Genomic DNA, 17,640 nt, shown 5'->3' on the forward strand with positions numbered 1-17,640 from the left:
GCGTGGATGTTTTCGACGGTACGGTCCGGGTGCTGTGCCGGACAAGACGCGTCCATTGCGCATTGAGGGGCATTCCGTTGCGCGGGTGGCGGGCCAACCGGTGATTCGTTGCACGGGGGCTTGACTGAGCGGGGTGTGCGGCTCCGCCGCGCGGCGGGGCTCCGCCCGGCTACGGGCGTGCCGTGGGTGGCGTTCCCCGTATCCCGCCCCTTCCCGGAACCGGGGCTCGCGCCCCGGGCCCCGGGTGCGGCACGGGTGGCCGGGTGTTGTGCCCACCCGTGCCGCCCCTCGGGCGGCCCGAGTGCCCACAACACCTTGGGGGTCTGGGGGCGGCAGCCATTGGTTTCGGGAAGGGGCTGGGTCAGGGGAAACCCACCGCCGGCGGGCGGGCGTCGCGCCGTTAAAAGGGCGTGCCCGCTGAGTAGCGGCGCAGCAGGGGGGAGAGGACGAGTACCGACTTGGTGCGCTCCACGAAGGGCTCCCCGGCGATACGTTCCAGGACCCGTTCGAAGTGGCGCATATCGGCGGCGAAGATCTGGACGATGGCGTCCGCGTCGCCGGTGACGGTCGACGCGGACGCCACCTCCGGGTAGCGCGACAGGCCGCGACGGATGTCCTCCGGGGAGGTGTTGTGGCGGCAGTACATCTCGATGAACCCCTCGGTCGCCCAGCCGAGCGCCGCCGGGTCCACCCGGACGGTGAAGCCGGTGATGGCGCCTTCGGCGCGCAGCCGGTCGACCCGGCGCTTGACGGCAGGGGCGGAGAGCCCGACCACCGCGCCGATGTCGGCGTAGGAGCGGCGGGCGTCCTCGGCGAGGGCGTGGACGATGCGTTCGTCGAGATCGTTCAGTCGCACTGCGGGTGGATCACTTTTCTGTGGTCGTGGTGGGCTCGGTGGCCAGCCGGGAGCGGCGCTGCCCGTACACGAAGTAGAACATGAGACCCGCGACCATCCAGCCGACGAAGACCATCCAGGTGATCATGGGCAGCCTCGTCATCATCCAGACGCAGAGACCCAGGCCGATCAGGGGCAGCACCGGCGACAGCGGCACCCGGAAGGTGCGCGGCATCTCGGGCCGGTTCCGGCGCAGCACGATCACCGCGATATTGACGAGGGCGAAGGCGAACAGCGTGCCGATGCTGGTGGCGTCGGCGAGCTGACCCAGCGGGACCGCGGCGGCGAGTACACCGCAGAAGGCCCCGACGAGCACGGTGTTGGCGCGCGGCGTACCGGTGCGCGGGTTGACCTTGGAGAAGACCTTCGGGACGAGGCCATCACGGGACATCGCGAACAGGATGCGGGTCTGGCCGTACAGGACGGCCAGGACGACGCTGGCGATGGCGATCACGGCTCCGGCCGCGAGGATCACCGCCCAGAAGCTGTGTCCGGTGACGTCCTTCATGACGCCGGCGAGGGCGGCCTCGGAGCCCTCGAAGTGCTGCCAGGGCGTGGCACCAACAGCGGCCGCGGCGACCAGGACGTACAGCACGGTGACGATAAGCAGGGAGAGCATGATCGCGCGAGGCAGGTCACGCTGCGGGTTCTTGGCCTCCTCGCCGGCGGTGGAGGCGGCGTCGAAGCCGATGTACGAGAAGAACAGGGATGCTCCGGCGGCGCTGACGCCCGCCATGCCCAGCGGCATAAACGGGTCGTAGTTGCCAGCCCTGATACCGGTGAACGCGACCGCGCAGAAGAGCAGCAGCGCGCCGACCTTCACCACGACCATGATGGTGTTGACGCGGGCGCTCTCCCTGGCGCCACCGAGCAGAAAGCCCATGGCGAGCACCACGACCAGCATGGCGGGCAGGTTGAACAGTCCGCCTTCACCAGGCGGGGCGGACAGCGCGGCTGGGATCGTGACACCAATGGTGCCGTCGAGCAGTTCGTTGAGATATTCGCCCCAGCCGACGGCCACCGCCGCGACCGATACCCCGTATTCGAGGATCAGGCACAGCCCGCACACCCAGGCCACCAGCTCACCGAGGGTGGCGTAGGAGTAGGAGTACGAGGAGCCGGAGGCGGGGATGGTGCCGGCCAGCTCGGCGTAGGAGAGGGCGGAGAAGAGGGCGGTGAGACCGGCGATCACAAAGGCGATCGTGACCGCGGGCCCTGCCTTGGGAACGGCCTCGCCGAGGACGACGAAGATGCCGGTGCCCAGTGTGGCTCCGATGCTGATCATGGTCAGCTGCCACATGGTGAGCGAGCGCCGCAGCTGGCCACCGCTGCCCTGACCGGTCTCGGCGACCAGGCGCTCGACAGGCTTGCGCCGCATAAACCGGGACATGGGTCTGGCGGATGGGGAGGGTGGTGCGGGCGGCGCTACGTTCTGGTCCAGCACGGGGGTGGCTCCTTGCCATCGCTGCGGGTCTGTGGCGGCGACCGGCAACGGCCCGGGTGCGCGCCCATCCGACTGAAACTCGCAGCTGAAGACCGTTGAGCAGGCGGTCTCCGCCACTCCTCGTACAGCGCCCGACTCTATGACTGGTACATGTCGGCACGGAATGCCGCTTCTTTGCGCATCAGCAGCGATCTGTTGCGCGCTTTTGCCCTCCTGCGCACAGTCGTTTACTTCCGCTGTACAGATTTTTGTGGTAAGGCGCGTACCCAGGTGTGATCCTCGCCGAGCTCCAGCGATGTGACGGGTCAGGTCGCCCACGCCGCAGCGGAGTTCCGGGAGTCCGGGTTCAGAGGAAACAGGCGTGGGCGCCCACAACGCGGGGCGCCCGGCCCGGTCAGCTCCAGCTGGCGTGCAGTGGCTTGCCCTCGGCGTAGCCAGCGGCGCTCTGGATGCCGATGACGGCCTTCTCCGCGAACTCCTCCAGGGAACCCGCTCCGGCGTAGGTGCAGGAGGAGCGTACGCCGGCGATGATCGAGTCGATCAGGTCCTCGACGCCCGGGCGGGCCGGGTCGAGGAACATCCGGGAAGTGGAGATGCCCTCCTCGAACAGTCCCTTACGGGCCCGGTCATAGGCCGACTCCTCGCTGGTGCGGTTCCGCACAGCGCGGGCGGAGGCCATGCCGAAGGACTCCTTGTACGGCCGCCCGTCGGCGGTGTGCTGGAGGTCGCCCGGGGACTCGAAGGTGCCGGAGAACCAGGAGCCGATCATGACGTTGGAGGCTCCGGCGGCGAGCGCCATGGCGACATCGCGGGGGTGCCGGACGCCACCGTCGGCCCAGACGTGCTTGCCGTACTTCCTGGCTTCGGCGGCGCACTCCAGAACAGCGGAGAACTGCGGGCGGCCGACGCCGGTCATCATCCGGGTGGTGCACATGGCGCCCGGTCCGACGCCGACCTTGACGATGTCAGCCCCGGCCTGGAGGAGATCGCGCACGCCCTCGGCGGCGACGACATTGCCCGCCACGACCGGGACCTGCGGGTCCAGGGCGCGGACCGCCTTAAGGGTCTCGATCATGCCCTCCTGGTGACCGTGCGCGGTGTCCACGACCAGGGTGTCGACACCCGCGTCGAGGAGCGCCTTGGTGCGGCCCGCGACATCGCCGTTGATACCGACGGCCGCGGCGATACGGAGCCTGCCCTGGGCGTCGGTGGCGGGGGTGTAGAGGGTCGCGCGCAGGGCGCCCTTGCGGGTCAGCATGCCGACCAGCTTGCCGTCCCGGTCAACCGCGGGGGCCAGCTTGCGGTGGGCCGCGTCGAGGCGGTTGAAGGCCTCGCGCGGATCGATGTCCGCGTCCAGGAGCAGCAGCTCCTTGGACATCACCTCGGTCAACTGGGTGAAACGGTCGACCCCGGTGAGGTCGCTCTCGGTGACAACGCCCACGGGGCGGCCGTCGTCAACGACGACGCCCGCGCCATGTGCCCGCTTGGGCAGCAGGGACAGCGCGTCGGCGACGGTGGCGTGGGGCGCCAGCACGATCGGGGTGTCCAGGACGAGATGGCGCTGCTTGACCCAGGAGATGACGTCGGTGACAACATCGATCGGGATGTCCTGGGGGATGACGACGAGGCCGCCGCGGCGGGCGACCGTCTCGGCCATCCGCCGTCCGGCGATGGCGGTCATATTGGCGACGACGAGCGGGATGGTGGTGCCGGTCCCGTCGGGAGACGACAGGTCCACGCCCTGCCGGGAGCCGACCGCGGAACGGCTCGGCACCATGAACACATCGTCGTACGTGAGGTCGTACGGGGGCCGCTGATCGTTGAGGAATCGCACGTGCTGAACATCCCAGTCGTTCGGAGGAGACCCTCGGCCTTCAACCGAGGAAAAACGCACGTACTTCAGTGTCCCATGACCCTGCGGCTGTGTGCCCACGGACGATCTGCCATACCGGCAGACCCGCCTCTCGTAGGATCCTACGAGTGCGACACGGGGAACCCCGGCGTACCCATCCCGGGCGGCGAGGGCGGTGCGGCGGGGCCCGCCGGGGGCTTACGGCCGTAGAGGGCGCCCAGTCGCCGTACGACAGGCTCGGTCCAGCGGGCTGTCAGCGGGCCGACGATGACGAGCAGCAGCACATAGGCGGTGGCGAGAGGGGCGATCCTGGGCTCGGAACCGGCGGCGAGCCCGGCGATGACGATGGAGAACTCTCCCCGGGCGACCAGGGCCCCACCAGCGCGCAGCCGCCCCCTGGCGCTGATCCCGGCCCGCCGGGCGGCATACCAGCCGGTGACGATCTTGGTCACCATGGTGACGGCGGCCAGGAGCAGGGCGGGGATGAGTACCGGAGGGATGTTGGCGGGAACGGTGGACAGCCCGAAGAAGACGAAGAAGACGGCGGCGAACAGATCGCGCAGCGGGGTCAGCAGCGCCCTGGCGCTGTGGGCGACCTCCCCGGAGATCGCGATACCGACGAGGAAGGCACCGACGGCGGCGGATACCTGAAGCCTCTCGGCAACCCCGGCGACCAGCAGGGTCAGGCCCAGGATGACCAGCAGCAGCGTCTCCGGATTGTCGGAGGAGACGGCACGGCTGACCAGCCGGCCATGCCGGAGTGCGAGATAGAGGACGATGCCGACGGTCCCCAGGGCAATCGCCAGGGTGACGCTGCCCGCTGCCAGCCCGAGCCCGGCGAGCGTGGCCGTCAGCAACGGCAGATACACGGCCATGGCCAGGTCCTCCATGACCAGGATGCCGAGCACCACCGGGGTCTCCCGGTTACCCAGCCGCTGGAGATCAGTGAGGACCTTGGCAATGACCCCGGACGACGAGATCCAGGTGACACCGGCGAGCGCGAGAGCGCCCACCGGCCCCCAGCCCAGCAGCAGGGCGGCGACAGCGCCCGGCGTCGCGTTGAGGAGGAAGTCGACGACGCCGGAGGGGTACTGGATCTTGAGGTTGGTGACGAGTTCGGAGGCGCTGTACTCCAGGCCCAGCATCAGGAGCAGCAGAATGACACCGATCTCGGCGCCGATCTCGATAAAACCCTCACTGGCACCGAGTGGGAGGAGCCCACCGTGGCCGAAGGCGAGCCCGCCCAGCAGATAGAGCGGAATCGGCGACATGCCGAGGCGTCCGGCGAAGCGCCCGGCGAGCCCGAGGCCGAGGATGATCGCGCCGAGTTCGATCAGCATCACGGTGTTGTCGTGCACGTACTGGCCTCTCAGGCGCCGGAGATGATCTGGACGAGGTCATCGACGCCTTCACGGGTGCCGACCACGACAAGCGTGTCGCCCGCCTCCAGCCGGAAGTCGGGTCCCGGGGCGGGGATGGCCCCCGTGCGCCGGAGCACGGCGACGATGGAAGCACCGGTGCGGGTACGGGCGCGGGTGGCTCCCAGGGGGCGGCTGCGGTAGGGCGAGTGGGTGGAGACCGGGATGCGCTCGGTGACCAGATCCAGATCGAGATCACCGGTGCCCAGATCGGGGGTGGCGTCCTCGGGCGAGACAAGCCGGGCGAACGCGGCCGCTTCATCGGGGTCCATGGGGACGGTGGCCCGGCAGACGTCGGGGTCCTCCGGATCGTAGAAACCGATGAAACGGCGGCCGTCCAGATGGACGACAACGGAGATATGGCGGCCCGCACGGGTGGAGATGTCGTACTGGGTGCCGACACCCGGCAGCGAGGTGCGACGTGTGGTCAAGGCTGCCTCCGCGGGAAGAGAGCTAGCGGACAGTGCGAGCTGCGGTGTGGCTGGTCAACACCGTGGGATGGACTGTCAATCCTGCACATGGACCGTGCTGGTGCCGCTCTAGCGGCGTGCGGGCGACCGCGTGTCGTCCGGGTCTGCCCGGTCCAGCGCGGGGCGCGGCCCGGGGCTGGATTCCCGCAGCAGGTGGTCGGCGGCGGCGGTGTCCGTGACCAGACTGGTGACCAGGCCGGAGCGGAGCACCGCACCGATCGCCTCTGCCTTGCGGCGGCCACCCGCGATCGCGACGACCTCGGGGACACGGCGCAGCCGGTCGGCCTCGACGGTGATGCAGCGCTCCCCCAAGTCCCGGCCGACCAGGCGTCCTTCGGTGTCGAAGAGATGGGCGGACATCTCGGCCGCGACACCGAGTGAGGCATAGTGGGCGCGCTCCTGTTCGGAGACCATGTCGTGGACGGTGGAGATACCCGGCTCCCAGGAGCCGATGGAGACGGCCGCGATGGTGACCTTGTCGAAGTACTCGAAGGCCGCGGCGATGCCGGTCTGGCTGCGCAGCGCGGCCGCGGTGGCGGGGTCCGGCAGCAGCATGGGGGCGTAGATCGGGTGGGCCTCTCCCCCGGCGACCTCAGCCGCGCGCCGTACCGCCTCGACAGAGCCGCGGTCGGCGGTGCCCGCGTCGTACACCCCGGTGAGCTGGACGACGGTGCACGGCGGCAGCCGGCGCAGTGCGGTGGCCATATGGATGGTGGAGCGGCCCCAGGCGAGGCCGAGCACATCGCCCTCGGTGACAAGCTCGCCGAGGAGGTCGGCGGCCACCTCGCCCAGGTTCTCCGGATCGGCGGCGTCCTCGGTGGCGTCCGCCGGGGATTCGACGACGACGACGTGCCGTAGCCCGTAGCGGGCACGCAGGGCGTCGGAGCGTTCGGCGTCCAGCTCGGCGGGGACCCGGATCTCGATCCGTACGAGGTCCCGTTCCAGGGCGGTCTCCAGGACCCGGGCCACCTTGAAGCGGCTGACCCCGAACTCATCGGCGATCTGGATCTTGGATTTGCCCTCCAGGTAGAAGCGGCGCGCCATCGCCGCCGCCTGCATCAGCTCGGCGGGCCCCATCCTCGTCGTTGCCCGACCCGTCGACACCGCAACTCACCTCACCGTTCAGCCGCACTCGCGCATTCGCGCCGCGCGTTCATCCTCGCAGATCCACCGTGTTCCGGGGACAGCTGACAGCCGCCGAGCCGCGGGACCGGCCCGTGCATGGCGCAACCATCCAGGATCGGCGCACCCAGCGCGCTCAGTGGGCGCACGACCGTACGGCTGCCTTCTGGGCCTGGTGACGCAGGGCGCTCACGGCCGCCGCCGGGTCATCGCTGCCGTACACCGCCGAACCCGCCACAAAGACATCGGCGCCCGCCTCGGCGCACCGCTCGATCGTCGCCGCCGAGACCCCGCCGTCGACCTGCAGCCACATCTGCAGTCCGTGCTTGTCGATGAGCTGCCGGGTACGGCGGATCTTCGGCAGCATGATGTCCAGGAAGGCCTGTCCGCCAAAGCCCGGTTCTACCGTCATCACCAGGAGCATGTCGAGCTCGGGCAGCAGATCCTCGTACGGCTCGACCGGGGTGGCGGGCTTGAGGGCCATGGCGGCGCGGGCGCCCTTGGCGCGGATCTCGCGGGCGAGCCGCACCGGGGCTGCGGCGGCCTCGACGTGGAAGGTGACGGACCCGGCCCCGGCCTCGATGTACTGAGGAGCCCAGCGGTCGGGGTCCTCAATCATCAGATGGCAGTCCAGTGGGGTGTCGGTCGCCTTGCGCAGCGATTCGACGACGGGGACGCCGAGCGTGAGGTTGGGGACGAAGTGGTTGTCCATGACGTCCACATGGAGCCAGTCGGCGCCCTCCGCGCCACCGACACGTTCCGCCTCCTCGGCGAGGCGGGCGAAGTCGGCGGAGAGAATGCTGGGATTGATCTGAGCCATGGCCCCAGTATGTCGCCCGCCTGATCCGCCTGATCAGGCGGTCCGGCGCAGCAGCGCGAGATACATCGCGTCGGTGCCGTGCAGATGGGGCCACAGCTGGATATCGGGGCCATCGCCGAGCGCGGGCACGCCGGGCAGCAGCGGGCGGGCATCGATCCGCTCGGCGCCCGCCTCAGGCGCCCGCTTGAGTACATCGTCGACGACCGCCCGGGTCTCAGCCAGATGCGGTGAGCAGGTGGCGTATCCGACGACACCGCCGATCCGCACCGCCCGCAGGGCCTCTTCGAGCAGACCGCGCTGGAGCGGGGCGAAGCCTGCCAGGTCCTCGGGGCGGCGGCGCCAGCGGGCCTCGGGGCGGCGGCGCAGGGCGCCCAGCCCGGTGCAGGGGACATCGACGAGGACCCGGTCGAAACTGCCGGGCCGCCAGGCGGGGCGGGTGCCATCGGCGGCGATGACCTGGTACGGGCCGGGGTTGCCCGCCAGCGCGCGGGCGACCAGGCGGGCGCGGTGCGGCTGTTTCTCGGCGGCGAGGAGGGTGGCGCCGCGCTCGGCGGCGAGCGCGGCGAGAAGAGCGGCCTTGCCACCCGGTCCGGCGCAGCCGTCGAGCCAGCGGGTGTCACTGCCCCGCAGGGGTGCGTTCGCGAGTGCGATGGCGACCAGCTGGCTGCCCTCGTCCTGTACCCCGGCGCGGCCCTCCTGTACGGCGTCGATGGCGCCCGGCTCGCCGCCCTCGGTGAGCCGCACCGCGTACGGCGACCAGCGGCCGGGCAGGGCGGCGCCGGTGTCCTCGCTCAGCAGTTCTTCGACGGTAGCCCGGCCGGGGCGGGCCACCAGGGTGACCTCGGGGCGCTCGTTGTCGGCCGCCAGCAGATCCTCCAGCCCGGCACGCCCTCCGCCGAGGGCGTCCCACAGGGCGGAGACGATCCAGCGCGGATGGGCGTGCACGACCCCGAGGTGGTCTTCGGGGTCCTCGTCGTAGGGCGGCGCCACCCGGTCCAGCCAGCCGTCCAGGTCATGGGCGGAGATCCGGCGGAGCACCGCGTTGACGAACTTCGCCCGCCCGTCGCCCAGGACGCAGCGGGCCAGCTCCACGCTGGCGCTGACCGCCGCGTGGGTGGGGATCCGGGTGCCGAGCAGCTGGTGCGCGCCGAGTGAGAGAACGTCGAGCACGGGCGGGTCGACCTCGCGCAGCGGGCGGTCGACGCATGCGGCGATGATCGCGTCATAGGTGCCCTGGCGGCGCAGGGTGCCGTAGACCAGCTCGGTGGCGAACGCGGCGTCGCGGCTGTCCAGCTCCCCGGCCGCGCGCGCCTTGCGGAGCAGCGGCGGCAGGACGAGGTTCGCATAGGCGTCGCGTTCATCGACGGCTCGCAGCGCCTCAAAGGCGAGGATCCGCACCGGGTCCTTCTTCGGGCGGCGGTACGGCTTGGACGGACGGCGACGGTGCGGGCTGCGGGCCTGGTCGGTCACGGGAAATGTGCTCCGGAGCTGGGATGACTAAAGGTCCAGGCTACGCTCCCGGGCCGGGTGTCACGCGTCCAGCCGCTCCCCCGGGCTGATCCGGACCCCCCGGGCCCAGTCGGCTGCCTTCATGGGCTTCTTGCCCTGCGGCTGCACCCAGATCAGCTCCACGGCGTGCGAACCGGTGCCCACGTACACGGAGTTCTTCCCCGCCCGCAGCTCACCGGGGGCCAGGCCCGTGTGGCCGGGGGCCAGGGCCGCCTGCACCAGCTTGAGCCGCTCGCCACGGAAGCGGGTCCAGGCGCCGGGGGACGGCGCGCAGCCGCGCACCACCCGGTCGACGCGCAGCGCGGGAGCGGTCCAGTCGATACGGGCGTCCGCAACGCTGATCTTGGGGGCGAGGGTGACGCCCTCGGCCGGCTGCGGCACGGCCTTGAGGCTGCCGTCCTCGATGCCGTCCATGGTGGCGGCCAGCAGTCCGGCGCCCGCGAAGGCGAGCCGGGTCAGCAGATCGCCGCTGGTGTCGGTGGGGCGTACCTCCTCGGTGACCACGCCGAAGACCGGCCCGGAGTCGAGCCCTTCCTCGATCAGGAAGGTGGTCGCCCCGGTCAGCTCGTCCCCCGCGAGCACCGCATGCTGCACGGGCGCGGCGCCGCGCCAGGCGGGCAGCAGCGAGAAGTGCAGATTGACCCAGCCATGGACGGGGATGTCCAGGGCGGCCCGGGGCAGCAGGGCGCCATAGGCGACTACCGGGCAGCAGTCGGGCGCGATCTCACGCAGCCGGGCGAGAAAGTCCTCATCCCGCGGCTTGGCGGGCTTGAGCACCTCGATGCCCTCCTCCTCGGCTCGCTGGGCGACCGGGCTGGCGACTAGCCGCCGGCCGCGCCCGGCGGGGGCGTCGGGCCGGGTGAGGACGGCCGCGACCTCGTGACGTTCCGAGGCGATCAGGGCGTCCAGGGCGGGTACGGCGACCTCGGGGGTGCCGGCGAAGACAAGCTTCATCGGTAAGGAACAACCTCTCCAAGCTGCGCGGAACGACGCATCAGTCTACGGTCCGTCACGGTCCCGCGCCTGAGGGGGCGTACAGGACGTATGCGCCCCCTCAGGGGCCTTCGCACGCCCCAGGGCGTGACCACAGCGCCCAGTGCCGCGTTGGTCAATGAGATTTGACCGTAAGGGGCCGCTGAGCGGCCCCGTCCTTTTAACGCCGGTTCGAGAGGCTTGTTCATGGCCGACCACGCCACCCACGACGCCCAGGCACGCGCCAGTCTGCATCTGCTGGTCCGGGACATCGAGCGGGTCCGCCGGCAGGTGGACGCGCTGCGCACCCTCACCGCACAGCTGGGCAACGTCTACCGGCCGCGCCGCACCGGCCCGTCCGCGGGCTTTGTCGTCTACGGCCGGGCACCGGCGCCCACCGTCCGGCTCGCCCAGGAGCTGCGGGACAGCGTCGAGACCCTGGTGACAGCGGCGGTGGAGTTCGACCGATCGCTCGGGTTCTCCTGGGACGCGGTGGGCTCGGCGCTCGGTGTCACCAAGCAGGCGGTGCACCGCCGTTACGGTTCCCGGCGGGCCGCCGAGCGGTCCACCGCGGCTGTCGGCATCCCGGCGGCCGAGCCGGGCCGGGAGACCCCGAGGCAGGGCGAGTCCCCGGCCACCGCCTCGGTCGCGCCCGCTGTGCCCGCGGCCCGCGCGGTGCCGGACCAGCCGTCACCGGCCGGCGCCGAACACCGTCCCGGGGCGTTTCCCGGCCCGCGCAACGGTTGACCTGGCGCCGTACGAGGGTCAGCCGATATCGGGCGGGTCAATACGGATCCGTACCGGCGGCCCCGCACGGCGAGCGAGCCGGGCCGCCTGTGCGGTCTTCAGCGCAGCGGCGAGCGCGGCACCGCTGCCCGGCGGCACCCGCAGCAGCACCCGCTCCCACTGCTCGCCCGGTGGCGGATCGCCGGTACGGCGGGGGCGGGCCGGGTCCGTCACCGGCAGCGGCACCGGGCCCAGGACCTCGGCGTCGGCGGGGAGTTCGGCGGCGGCCAGGAAACCGCTGACCGCCTCCGGCGGGCCGCTGACGGCCGCCATCCGGGAGACCGGCGGAAAGCCCAGCTCTGACCGCTCGGCCAGCTCGCGGGCCGCGTGGCCCTCGGGGTCCCAGCGAACCAGTGCCTGCACCGGGCGCAGCGTTGGCTCGGCGAGGACGACCACGGTGCCGCCCTCGCCCTGCGGCCGTACCAGCGCGGCGGCGGCGAGCCAGCGGCGCAGCGCCTCCTCACCCGCCCGCAGACTGGGGCGGCCCAGCAGCGCCCAGCCGTCCAGCAGCAGTGCCGCCGCATAGCCGGCGCCCTCGGCGACGGGCTCGGCACCGGGCGTACTGATGACCAGCGCGGGGCTGTTCGGGACCGTGTCGAGGATGTGGTCACGCCCTGAGGTGCGGACGGACACGGCCGGAAAGGCGCGGCCCAGCTCCTCGGCCGTGCGCCGGGCGCCGACCACGCTCGCCCGCAGCCGGGTGCCGCCGCACTCGGCGCAGTGCCAGTCCGGCGCGGGCCGCGCGCACCAGCCGCAGCGCAGGGTCTCGCCCTCACCCGCCGACTCCAGCGGCCCATGGCAGTGCGGACACCGGGCGGGCTCACGGCACCGCACACAGGCGAGCCGTGGGACATATCCCCGGCGCGGCACCTGAACCAGCACCGGCCCGTGCTGCAGGGCGTCGCGGGCCGCCTGCCAGGCGAGGCTGGGCAGCCGGGCCGTATGCGCCGCCGCGTCCCGGGCGGCGTCGCGGTCGCCGATGGTACGGATCAGTGGCGCCGCGGTCCGTACCGTCTCCCGGTCGGCGGTCAACGGCCGGGCCCAGCCGGTCTCGACCAGCTGAGCGGCCTCCACGGTGCGGGTGTGCCCACCGAGCAGGAAGCCTGCGCGCTCGTGTGCGGCACGCAGCAGCAGCACCTCACGGGCATGCGGCTGCGGTGCGTGGTCATCACTGTGTGCGTCGTCGCCGTCATCCCAGATGACAGCGAGCCCCAGCTCCCGTACGGGCGCGAACATCGCGGCCCGGGTCCCGATCACCACCCGCACCGACCCACCGCTGACCGCGAGCCAGCGGCGGTAGCGCGCCTGAGGCCCGGCCTCGGCGGTGAGCAGCACATGATGGCCGCTGCCCAGCAGCGCGGTGAGCGCCGCGTCCACCCGGGCGGCGGCGCGCCCGTCCGGCAGCACGGCCACCGCCCCCCGCCCGGAGGCGAGGGCGGCGGCGAGGGCACGGGCCAGTTCCCCGGGCCACTCGGGGCCGGGCAGCGCGGTCCACACGGCACGGGGCGCACCACCCTCGGCGAGCGCCCGCAGATAGCCGGGCCCCTGCGGATACCGCGCCCAGCTGTCGGGGCCGGGTGCCGACGGAGGCGCCTGTGGCTCCGGCGACGGCTGCTTCTCCGCCTTGGCCACCCGGGGCGGAACCGCCAGCTGCACCACATCCGCCAGCGCCCCGGCGTAGCGGTCAGCGACCGCCCGGCACAGCTGAAGCAGCTCGGGACTGAGCACGGGCTCCGGGGAGAGCACCTGGGCGATCGGCGCCAGCACCCCGGGGAAGTCACTCTCGGCACACCGCTCGACGATGAACCCGTTGATCAGGCCACCGCCTTCGCGGCGCCCCTCCTTCTCCCCGGCGCCGAAACGCACCCGCACCCGGACACCCGGCTGCGCCTCGGCATCCATGGCGGCCGGGACCGCGTAGTCGAAGTAGCGGTCGAGATGGACCAGTCCCTTGTCCACGAGCACCCGCGCGACCGGCCGCTCAGCCGCCAGCTCGGCCCCCCGCCAGGTACGGGGCCTGGCCTTGGGCGGCTTGGCCTTGCGGACCGTCTCCCGGATCAGCGCGAGCTGCTCCGACGGCTCCGCCGCAGGGCCCTGGGCCTGCTCGTTCGCGCTGCTCACAGCTTCAGTCTTAGCAGACCGGACAGACAGCCCCACGCTCTCCCAGAAGGGGGGGGAGCCGCGCTGGGGCGGGAAAGACATCGGGCCTGGCCGCCCCTTCAGGGGCGGCCAGGCCTCAGCGGCTGACCGTGATGTCCGCGTGCTGTCCGGCGGGGTTACAGACCCACCGCCGCGCGGAGGGCGTCGACGCGGTCGGTGTGTTCCCAGGTGAAGTCCGGCAGCGAGCGGCCGAAGTGGCCGTAGGCGGCGGTCTGGGCGTAGATCGGGCGCAGCAGGTCGAGGTCGCGGATGATCGCGGCGGGCCGGAGGTCGAAGACCTCGGAGATGGCCTGCTCGATCTTGCTGACATCGACGGTGGCGGTGCCGAAGGTCTCCACGAAGAGACCGACCGGCTCGGCCTTGCCGATGGCGTAGGCGACCTGGACCTCGCAGCGTCCCGCCAGGCCCGCGGCGACGACGTTCTTGGCGACCCAGCGCATCGCGTAGGCGGCGGAGCGGTCGACCTTGGAGGGATCCTTCCCGGAGAAGGCACCGCCACCGTGGCGGGCCATGCCGCCATAGGTATCGATGATGATCTTCCGGCCGGTCAGCCCCGCATCGCCCATCGGGCCGCCGATCTCAAAGCGGCCGGTCGGGTTGACCAGCAGCCGGTAGCCCTCGGTGTCCAGCTTGATGCCGTCCTCGATCAGCTGTCCCAGCACATGCTCCACCACGAACTCCCGGACATCCGGGGCCAGGAGAGAGTCCAGGTCGATATCGGAGGCGTGCTGGGAGGAGACCACGACCGTATCCAGCCGGACCGCCTTGTCCCCGTCGTACTCGATGGTGACCTGGGTCTTGCCGTCCGGGCGAAGGTAGGGGATGGTCCCGTTCTTGCGGACCTCCGACAGCCGATGCGAGAGCCGGTGGGCGAGGGTGATCGGCAGCGGCATCAGCTCCGGCGTCTCATCGCACGCGTAGCCGAACATCAGCCCCTGGTCGCCCGCACCCTGCCGGTCCAGCTCGTCAGCCTCTTCGCCCGCGGCCGCACCCTCCACCCGGGACTCATACGCCGTGTCGACGCCCTGGGCGATGTCCGGCGACTGCGAACCGATGGACACCGATACGCCGCAGGAGGCACCGTCGAAGCCCTTCTTGGACGAGTCGTACCCGATCTCCAGAACCTTGTTGCGCACCAGCGTCGCGATCGGCGCGTACGCCTTCGTCGTGACCTCACCGGCCACATGCACCAGACCGGTCGTGATGAGCGTCTCCACGGCGACCCGGGACGCCGGGTCCTCCTTCAACAGCGCGTCGAGAATGGTGTCGCTGATCTGATCAGCGATCTTGTCAGGATGACCCTCGGTCACAGACTCCGAGGTGAACAGGCGGCGGGACACATCGCTCCCTGGGGTTGCAGCGGCTGCTGGCTGATCATTGGCGGACCGGCCGGGAGCTGCGCCCGGCACGGTCCGTCGACAGTTTATCCGTAGACCCTTGTGGGCTGGTCAAGGTGTCTCACACATCGACACGAAGCGCTCTCAGGTTTTGGGGGCGCAGAGGCGGGACATTCTGGGCGTGTCCGGGCGACCAAGGCGCCTGAGAGGCTAACCAGCACCATAACGCCGCATTCGCCAGGGGATATCGGATTTGTCACATTTGGTCACTCTGCGGTACCGCGGCGTCGCGCCACCGCCCGACGACCAGGTCCCAGACGGTGTCGGCCAGCGCCTCCTTGGGTCCGTACGGCACGGGGATCTCGGTACCGTCCGCGCCCAGCACCACAGCTTCGTTCGCGGCCGAACCGAAGGCCTTGTGCTCCCCGACCTCATTGACGACCAGCAGATCGCAGCCCTTGCGGGCCAGCTTGGCCCGGCCGTTGGCCAGCACCTCGTCGGTCTCGGCTGCGAAGCCCACCACGATCTGGTCCGGGCGGGCCCGCTCGGCGGAGAGCTCGGCGAGGATGTCGGGGTTACGGACGAGGGCGATGGGGTCCGGCTCCCGGCTCTCCCGCTTTTTAATCTTGCCTTCGGCGTAGCGGGCGGGACGGAAGTCGGCGACGGCGGCGGCCATCACCACGGCGTCGGCGTCCGCAGCCGCCTTGAGCACCGCTTCGCGAAGCTGCCCGGCGGTGCCGACCGGCACCACATCCACCCCCGCCGGGTCCGGCAGGGCGCTGTTCGCGGCGACGAGGGTCACCCGGGCGCCACGGGCCGCCGCGGTGGCGGCAAGGGCGTAGCCCTGCTTGCCGGAGGAGCGGTTCCCGAGGAAGCGCACCGGGTCCAGTGGCTCCCGGGTGCCGCCCGCGCTGATGACGACATGGCGGCCGGTGAGGTCGGGGGCGGCTGCCGGCACCCCGCGGGCAAGGACCCTGCGGCACAACTCGAAGAGCCCGCCAGGCTCGGGAAGGCGTCCCTTGCCGGTGTCGACGCCGGTGAGCCGGCCGACGGCGGGCTCGATGACCACGGCGCCACGGCGGCGCAGGGTGGCGACGTTCTCCTGGGTGGCCGGGTGCTCCCACATCTCCGTATGCATGGCGGGCGCGAAGATGACCGGGCAGCGGGCGGTGAGGAGCGTATTGGTGAGCAGGTCGTCGGCGAGACCATGAGCGGACTTGGCGAGCAGGTCGGCGGTGGCGGGGGCCACCACGACCAGATCGGCTTCCTGGCCGATACGGACGTGCGGGACCTCGTGGACGCTCTCCCAGACCTCGGTGGCCACCGGATTGCCGGACAGCGCCGACCAGGTGGCCTCACCGACGAAGTGCAGCGCGGAGCCGGTCGGTACGACACGGACGTCGTGCCCGGACTCGGTCAGCCGGCGCAGCAGCTCGCACGCCTTGTAGGCGGCGATTCCGCCGCTGACCCCCAGGACGACCTTGGGCTTGTCCATCCGTTCGCCTCTCCTCTGACACACCACGGTATGACACACCACGGGCCCGGCAGCTGTGCTGCCGGGCCCGTGGTGAACGGCTTACGTGCTTACTGGGCCGGGGCCTCAACGGCCTCGGAGGTCAGCAGGCCCGCGTTGATCTCGCGGAGCGCGATCGACAGCGGCTTCTCGTGGACGTGGGTGTCCACGAGCGGCCCGACATACTCCAGGAGGCCCTCGCCGAGCTGCGAGTAGTACGCGTTGATCTGGCGGGCACGCTTGGCGGCGTAGATCACCAGGCTGTACTTCGAGTCGGTGGCCTCGAGCAGCTCATCAATCGGCGGGTTGATGATGCCCTCGGGCGTGGTGATGGAAGAGGACACGCTCTGCCTTCCGGAGAGTGGAAAAAGATCAATCGATACCCATCAAGGTTAGCAGTTCTGCGGAGACCTCCTCGACCGAGGTATTGACCAAGGTCGTATCGAACTCCGGCTCGGCCGCCAGCTCGGTCCTGGCCACCGCCAGCCGCCGCTCGATGACCTCGGGCGGCTCGGTGCCCCGGCCGGTGAGCCGGCGCACCAGCTCCTCCCAGCTGGGCGGGGCCAGGAAGACGAGCTGGGCCTCGGGCATGGACTCACGGACCAGCCGCGCGCCCTGCAGGTCGATCTCCAGCAGCACGGGCTCGCCCGCTTCCAGCCGCTCCAGCACGGCCTGCCGGGGGGTGCCATAGCGGTTGCCCGCGAACTCCGCCCACTCCAGCAGCTCCCCGTTGGCGACCAGCTTGTCGAACTCCTCGTCATCCACGAAGAAGTACTGCACGCCATGCTGCTCACCAGGGCGCGGCTTGCGGGTGGTGGCGGAGACCGAGAGCCAGACCTCGGGATGGACCTTGCGCAAATGAGCGACGACCGTGCTCTTGCCGACCCCTGAGGGGCCGGAGAGCACGGTCAGCCGCGGACGACCTTCCGGGGGTACGGGGGTCGTCCCCCGGGAGACTGCGGTACTCATACAGCGATTATCCCGGTTCCCAGGAGTGCCTGGGAACGTCAGGAGCCGGTGCTGCCGAACTCTTTCTCCAGCGAGGCGATCTGGTTGGAGCCCAGACCACGGACGCGACGGCTCTCGGAGATACCGAGCCGTTCCATGATCTGCTTTGCTCGGACCTTGCCGACGCCGGGCAGCGACTCCAGGAGTGCGCTCACCTTCATCTTGCCGATGACGTCGTTCTTCTGGCCCTCCGCGATGACCTCGTGGAGCGTAGCGCCGGAGTGCTTGAGCCGATTCTTGACCTCGGCGCGCTCCCGGCGAGCCGCGGCGGCCTTTTCGAGCGCGGCTGCGCGCTGTTCAGGGGTAAGGGGCGGAAGAGCCACGCCTACGTCAC

Annotated in this window: 16 protein-coding genes; 1 reads left to right on the forward strand and 15 read right to left on the reverse strand. The window is 71.1% G+C overall.

The features are described 5' to 3' along the window. Nucleotides 1–400: 400 nt before the first annotated feature. The 9 genes from test1122_RS00490 to fmt form a co-directional block, all read right to left on the reverse strand. Nucleotides 401–856, reverse strand: a complete 456-nt coding sequence (locus tag test1122_RS00490) for an Lrp/AsnC family transcriptional regulator (RefSeq protein WP_232267158.1) — start codon at nt 854–856, stop codon at nt 401–403. A gap of 10 nt (nt 857–866) precedes the next feature. Further along, nucleotides 867–2,339, reverse strand: a complete 1,473-nt coding sequence (locus tag test1122_RS00495; RefSeq protein ID WP_422396894.1) for an amino acid permease — start codon at nt 2,337–2,339, stop codon at nt 867–869. Nucleotides 2,340–2,733: 394 nt separating this feature from the next. After that, a complete protein-coding gene (locus test1122_RS00500; protein ID WP_232267159.1) occupies nt 2,734–4,173 on the reverse strand; it encodes a GuaB1 family IMP dehydrogenase-related protein in 1,440 nt (479 codons plus the stop codon). A 140-nt stretch (nt 4,174–4,313) separates the two neighbouring features. Continuing rightward, nucleotides 4,314–5,549, reverse strand: coding sequence for a cation:proton antiporter (locus test1122_RS00505; protein ID WP_232267160.1), 1,236 nt, complete (start codon nt 5,547–5,549; stop codon nt 4,314–4,316). An 11-nt stretch (nt 5,550–5,560) separates the two neighbouring features. Further along, a complete protein-coding gene (locus test1122_RS00510; protein WP_232267161.1) occupies nt 5,561–6,040 on the reverse strand; it encodes a cation:proton antiporter regulatory subunit in 480 nt (159 codons plus the stop codon). Nucleotides 6,041–6,148: 108 nt separating this feature from the next. Continuing rightward, complete coding sequence (locus test1122_RS00515) at nt 6,149–7,156, reverse strand: sugar-binding transcriptional regulator (RefSeq protein WP_232271688.1); 1,008 nt, start codon at nt 7,154–7,156, stop codon at nt 6,149–6,151. 181 nt (nt 7,157–7,337) lie between these two features. Next, nucleotides 7,338–8,021, reverse strand: a complete 684-nt coding sequence (gene rpe / locus test1122_RS00520) for a ribulose-phosphate 3-epimerase (protein WP_232267162.1) — start codon at nt 8,019–8,021, stop codon at nt 7,338–7,340. A gap of 33 nt (nt 8,022–8,054) precedes the next feature. After that, the gene (locus test1122_RS00525) at nt 8,055–9,491 is read right to left on the reverse strand and encodes an RsmB/NOP family class I SAM-dependent RNA methyltransferase (RefSeq protein WP_232267163.1); all 1,437 of its coding nucleotides are present in this window, start codon (nt 9,489–9,491) and stop codon (nt 8,055–8,057) included. Nucleotides 9,492–9,551: 60 nt separating this feature from the next. Next, nucleotides 9,552–10,484: a methionyl-tRNA formyltransferase gene (gene fmt / locus test1122_RS00530; protein WP_232267164.1), complete on the reverse strand. Its 933-nt coding sequence runs from the start codon at nt 10,482–10,484 to the stop codon at nt 9,552–9,554. A gap of 225 nt (nt 10,485–10,709) precedes the next feature. On the opposite strand from fmt, the gene test1122_RS00535 reads away from it, so the two are divergent. After that, nucleotides 10,710–11,249 (forward strand): hypothetical protein, encoded by a 540-nt coding sequence (locus test1122_RS00535; protein ID WP_232267165.1) that lies wholly within the window; start codon nt 10,710–10,712, stop codon nt 11,247–11,249. Between the two features lie 18 nt (nt 11,250–11,267). Here the strand turns inward: test1122_RS00535 and test1122_RS00540 are convergent, their stop codons facing one another. The 6 genes from test1122_RS00540 to test1122_RS00565 form a co-directional block, all read right to left on the reverse strand. Then, nucleotides 11,268–13,409, reverse strand: coding sequence for a primosomal protein N' (locus test1122_RS00540; protein WP_232267166.1), 2,142 nt, complete (start codon nt 13,407–13,409; stop codon nt 11,268–11,270). Between the two features lie 155 nt (nt 13,410–13,564). Beyond that, nucleotides 13,565–14,788 carry a methionine adenosyltransferase gene (gene metK, locus test1122_RS00545; protein ID WP_232267167.1) on the reverse strand — a complete coding sequence of 408 codons (1,224 nt, stop codon included), beginning with the start codon at nt 14,786–14,788 and terminating at the stop codon, nt 13,565–13,567. A gap of 253 nt (nt 14,789–15,041) precedes the next feature. Then, nucleotides 15,042–16,280, reverse strand: a complete 1,239-nt coding sequence (gene coaBC, locus test1122_RS00550; RefSeq protein ID WP_232267168.1) for a bifunctional phosphopantothenoylcysteine decarboxylase/phosphopantothenate--cysteine ligase CoaBC — start codon at nt 16,278–16,280, stop codon at nt 15,042–15,044. 89 nt (nt 16,281–16,369) lie between these two features. After that, nucleotides 16,370–16,642 carry a DNA-directed RNA polymerase subunit omega gene (gene rpoZ / locus test1122_RS00555; protein WP_232267169.1) on the reverse strand — a complete coding sequence of 91 codons (273 nt, stop codon included), beginning with the start codon at nt 16,640–16,642 and terminating at the stop codon, nt 16,370–16,372. A 28-nt stretch (nt 16,643–16,670) separates the two neighbouring features. Next, a complete protein-coding gene (gmk, locus tag test1122_RS00560) occupies nt 16,671–17,267 on the reverse strand; it encodes a guanylate kinase (protein ID WP_232267170.1) in 597 nt (198 codons plus the stop codon). 38 nt (nt 17,268–17,305) lie between these two features. Next, entirely contained in the window at nt 17,306–17,629 is a 324-nt protein-coding gene (locus tag test1122_RS00565) for an integration host factor, actinobacterial type (RefSeq protein WP_232267171.1), read from the reverse strand. Nucleotides 17,630–17,640 lie beyond the last annotated feature (11 nt).

This window comes from Streptomyces gobiensis, assembly GCF_021216675.1.
GTDB lineage: Bacteria > Actinomycetota > Actinomycetes > Streptomycetales > Streptomycetaceae > Streptomyces > Streptomyces gobiensis.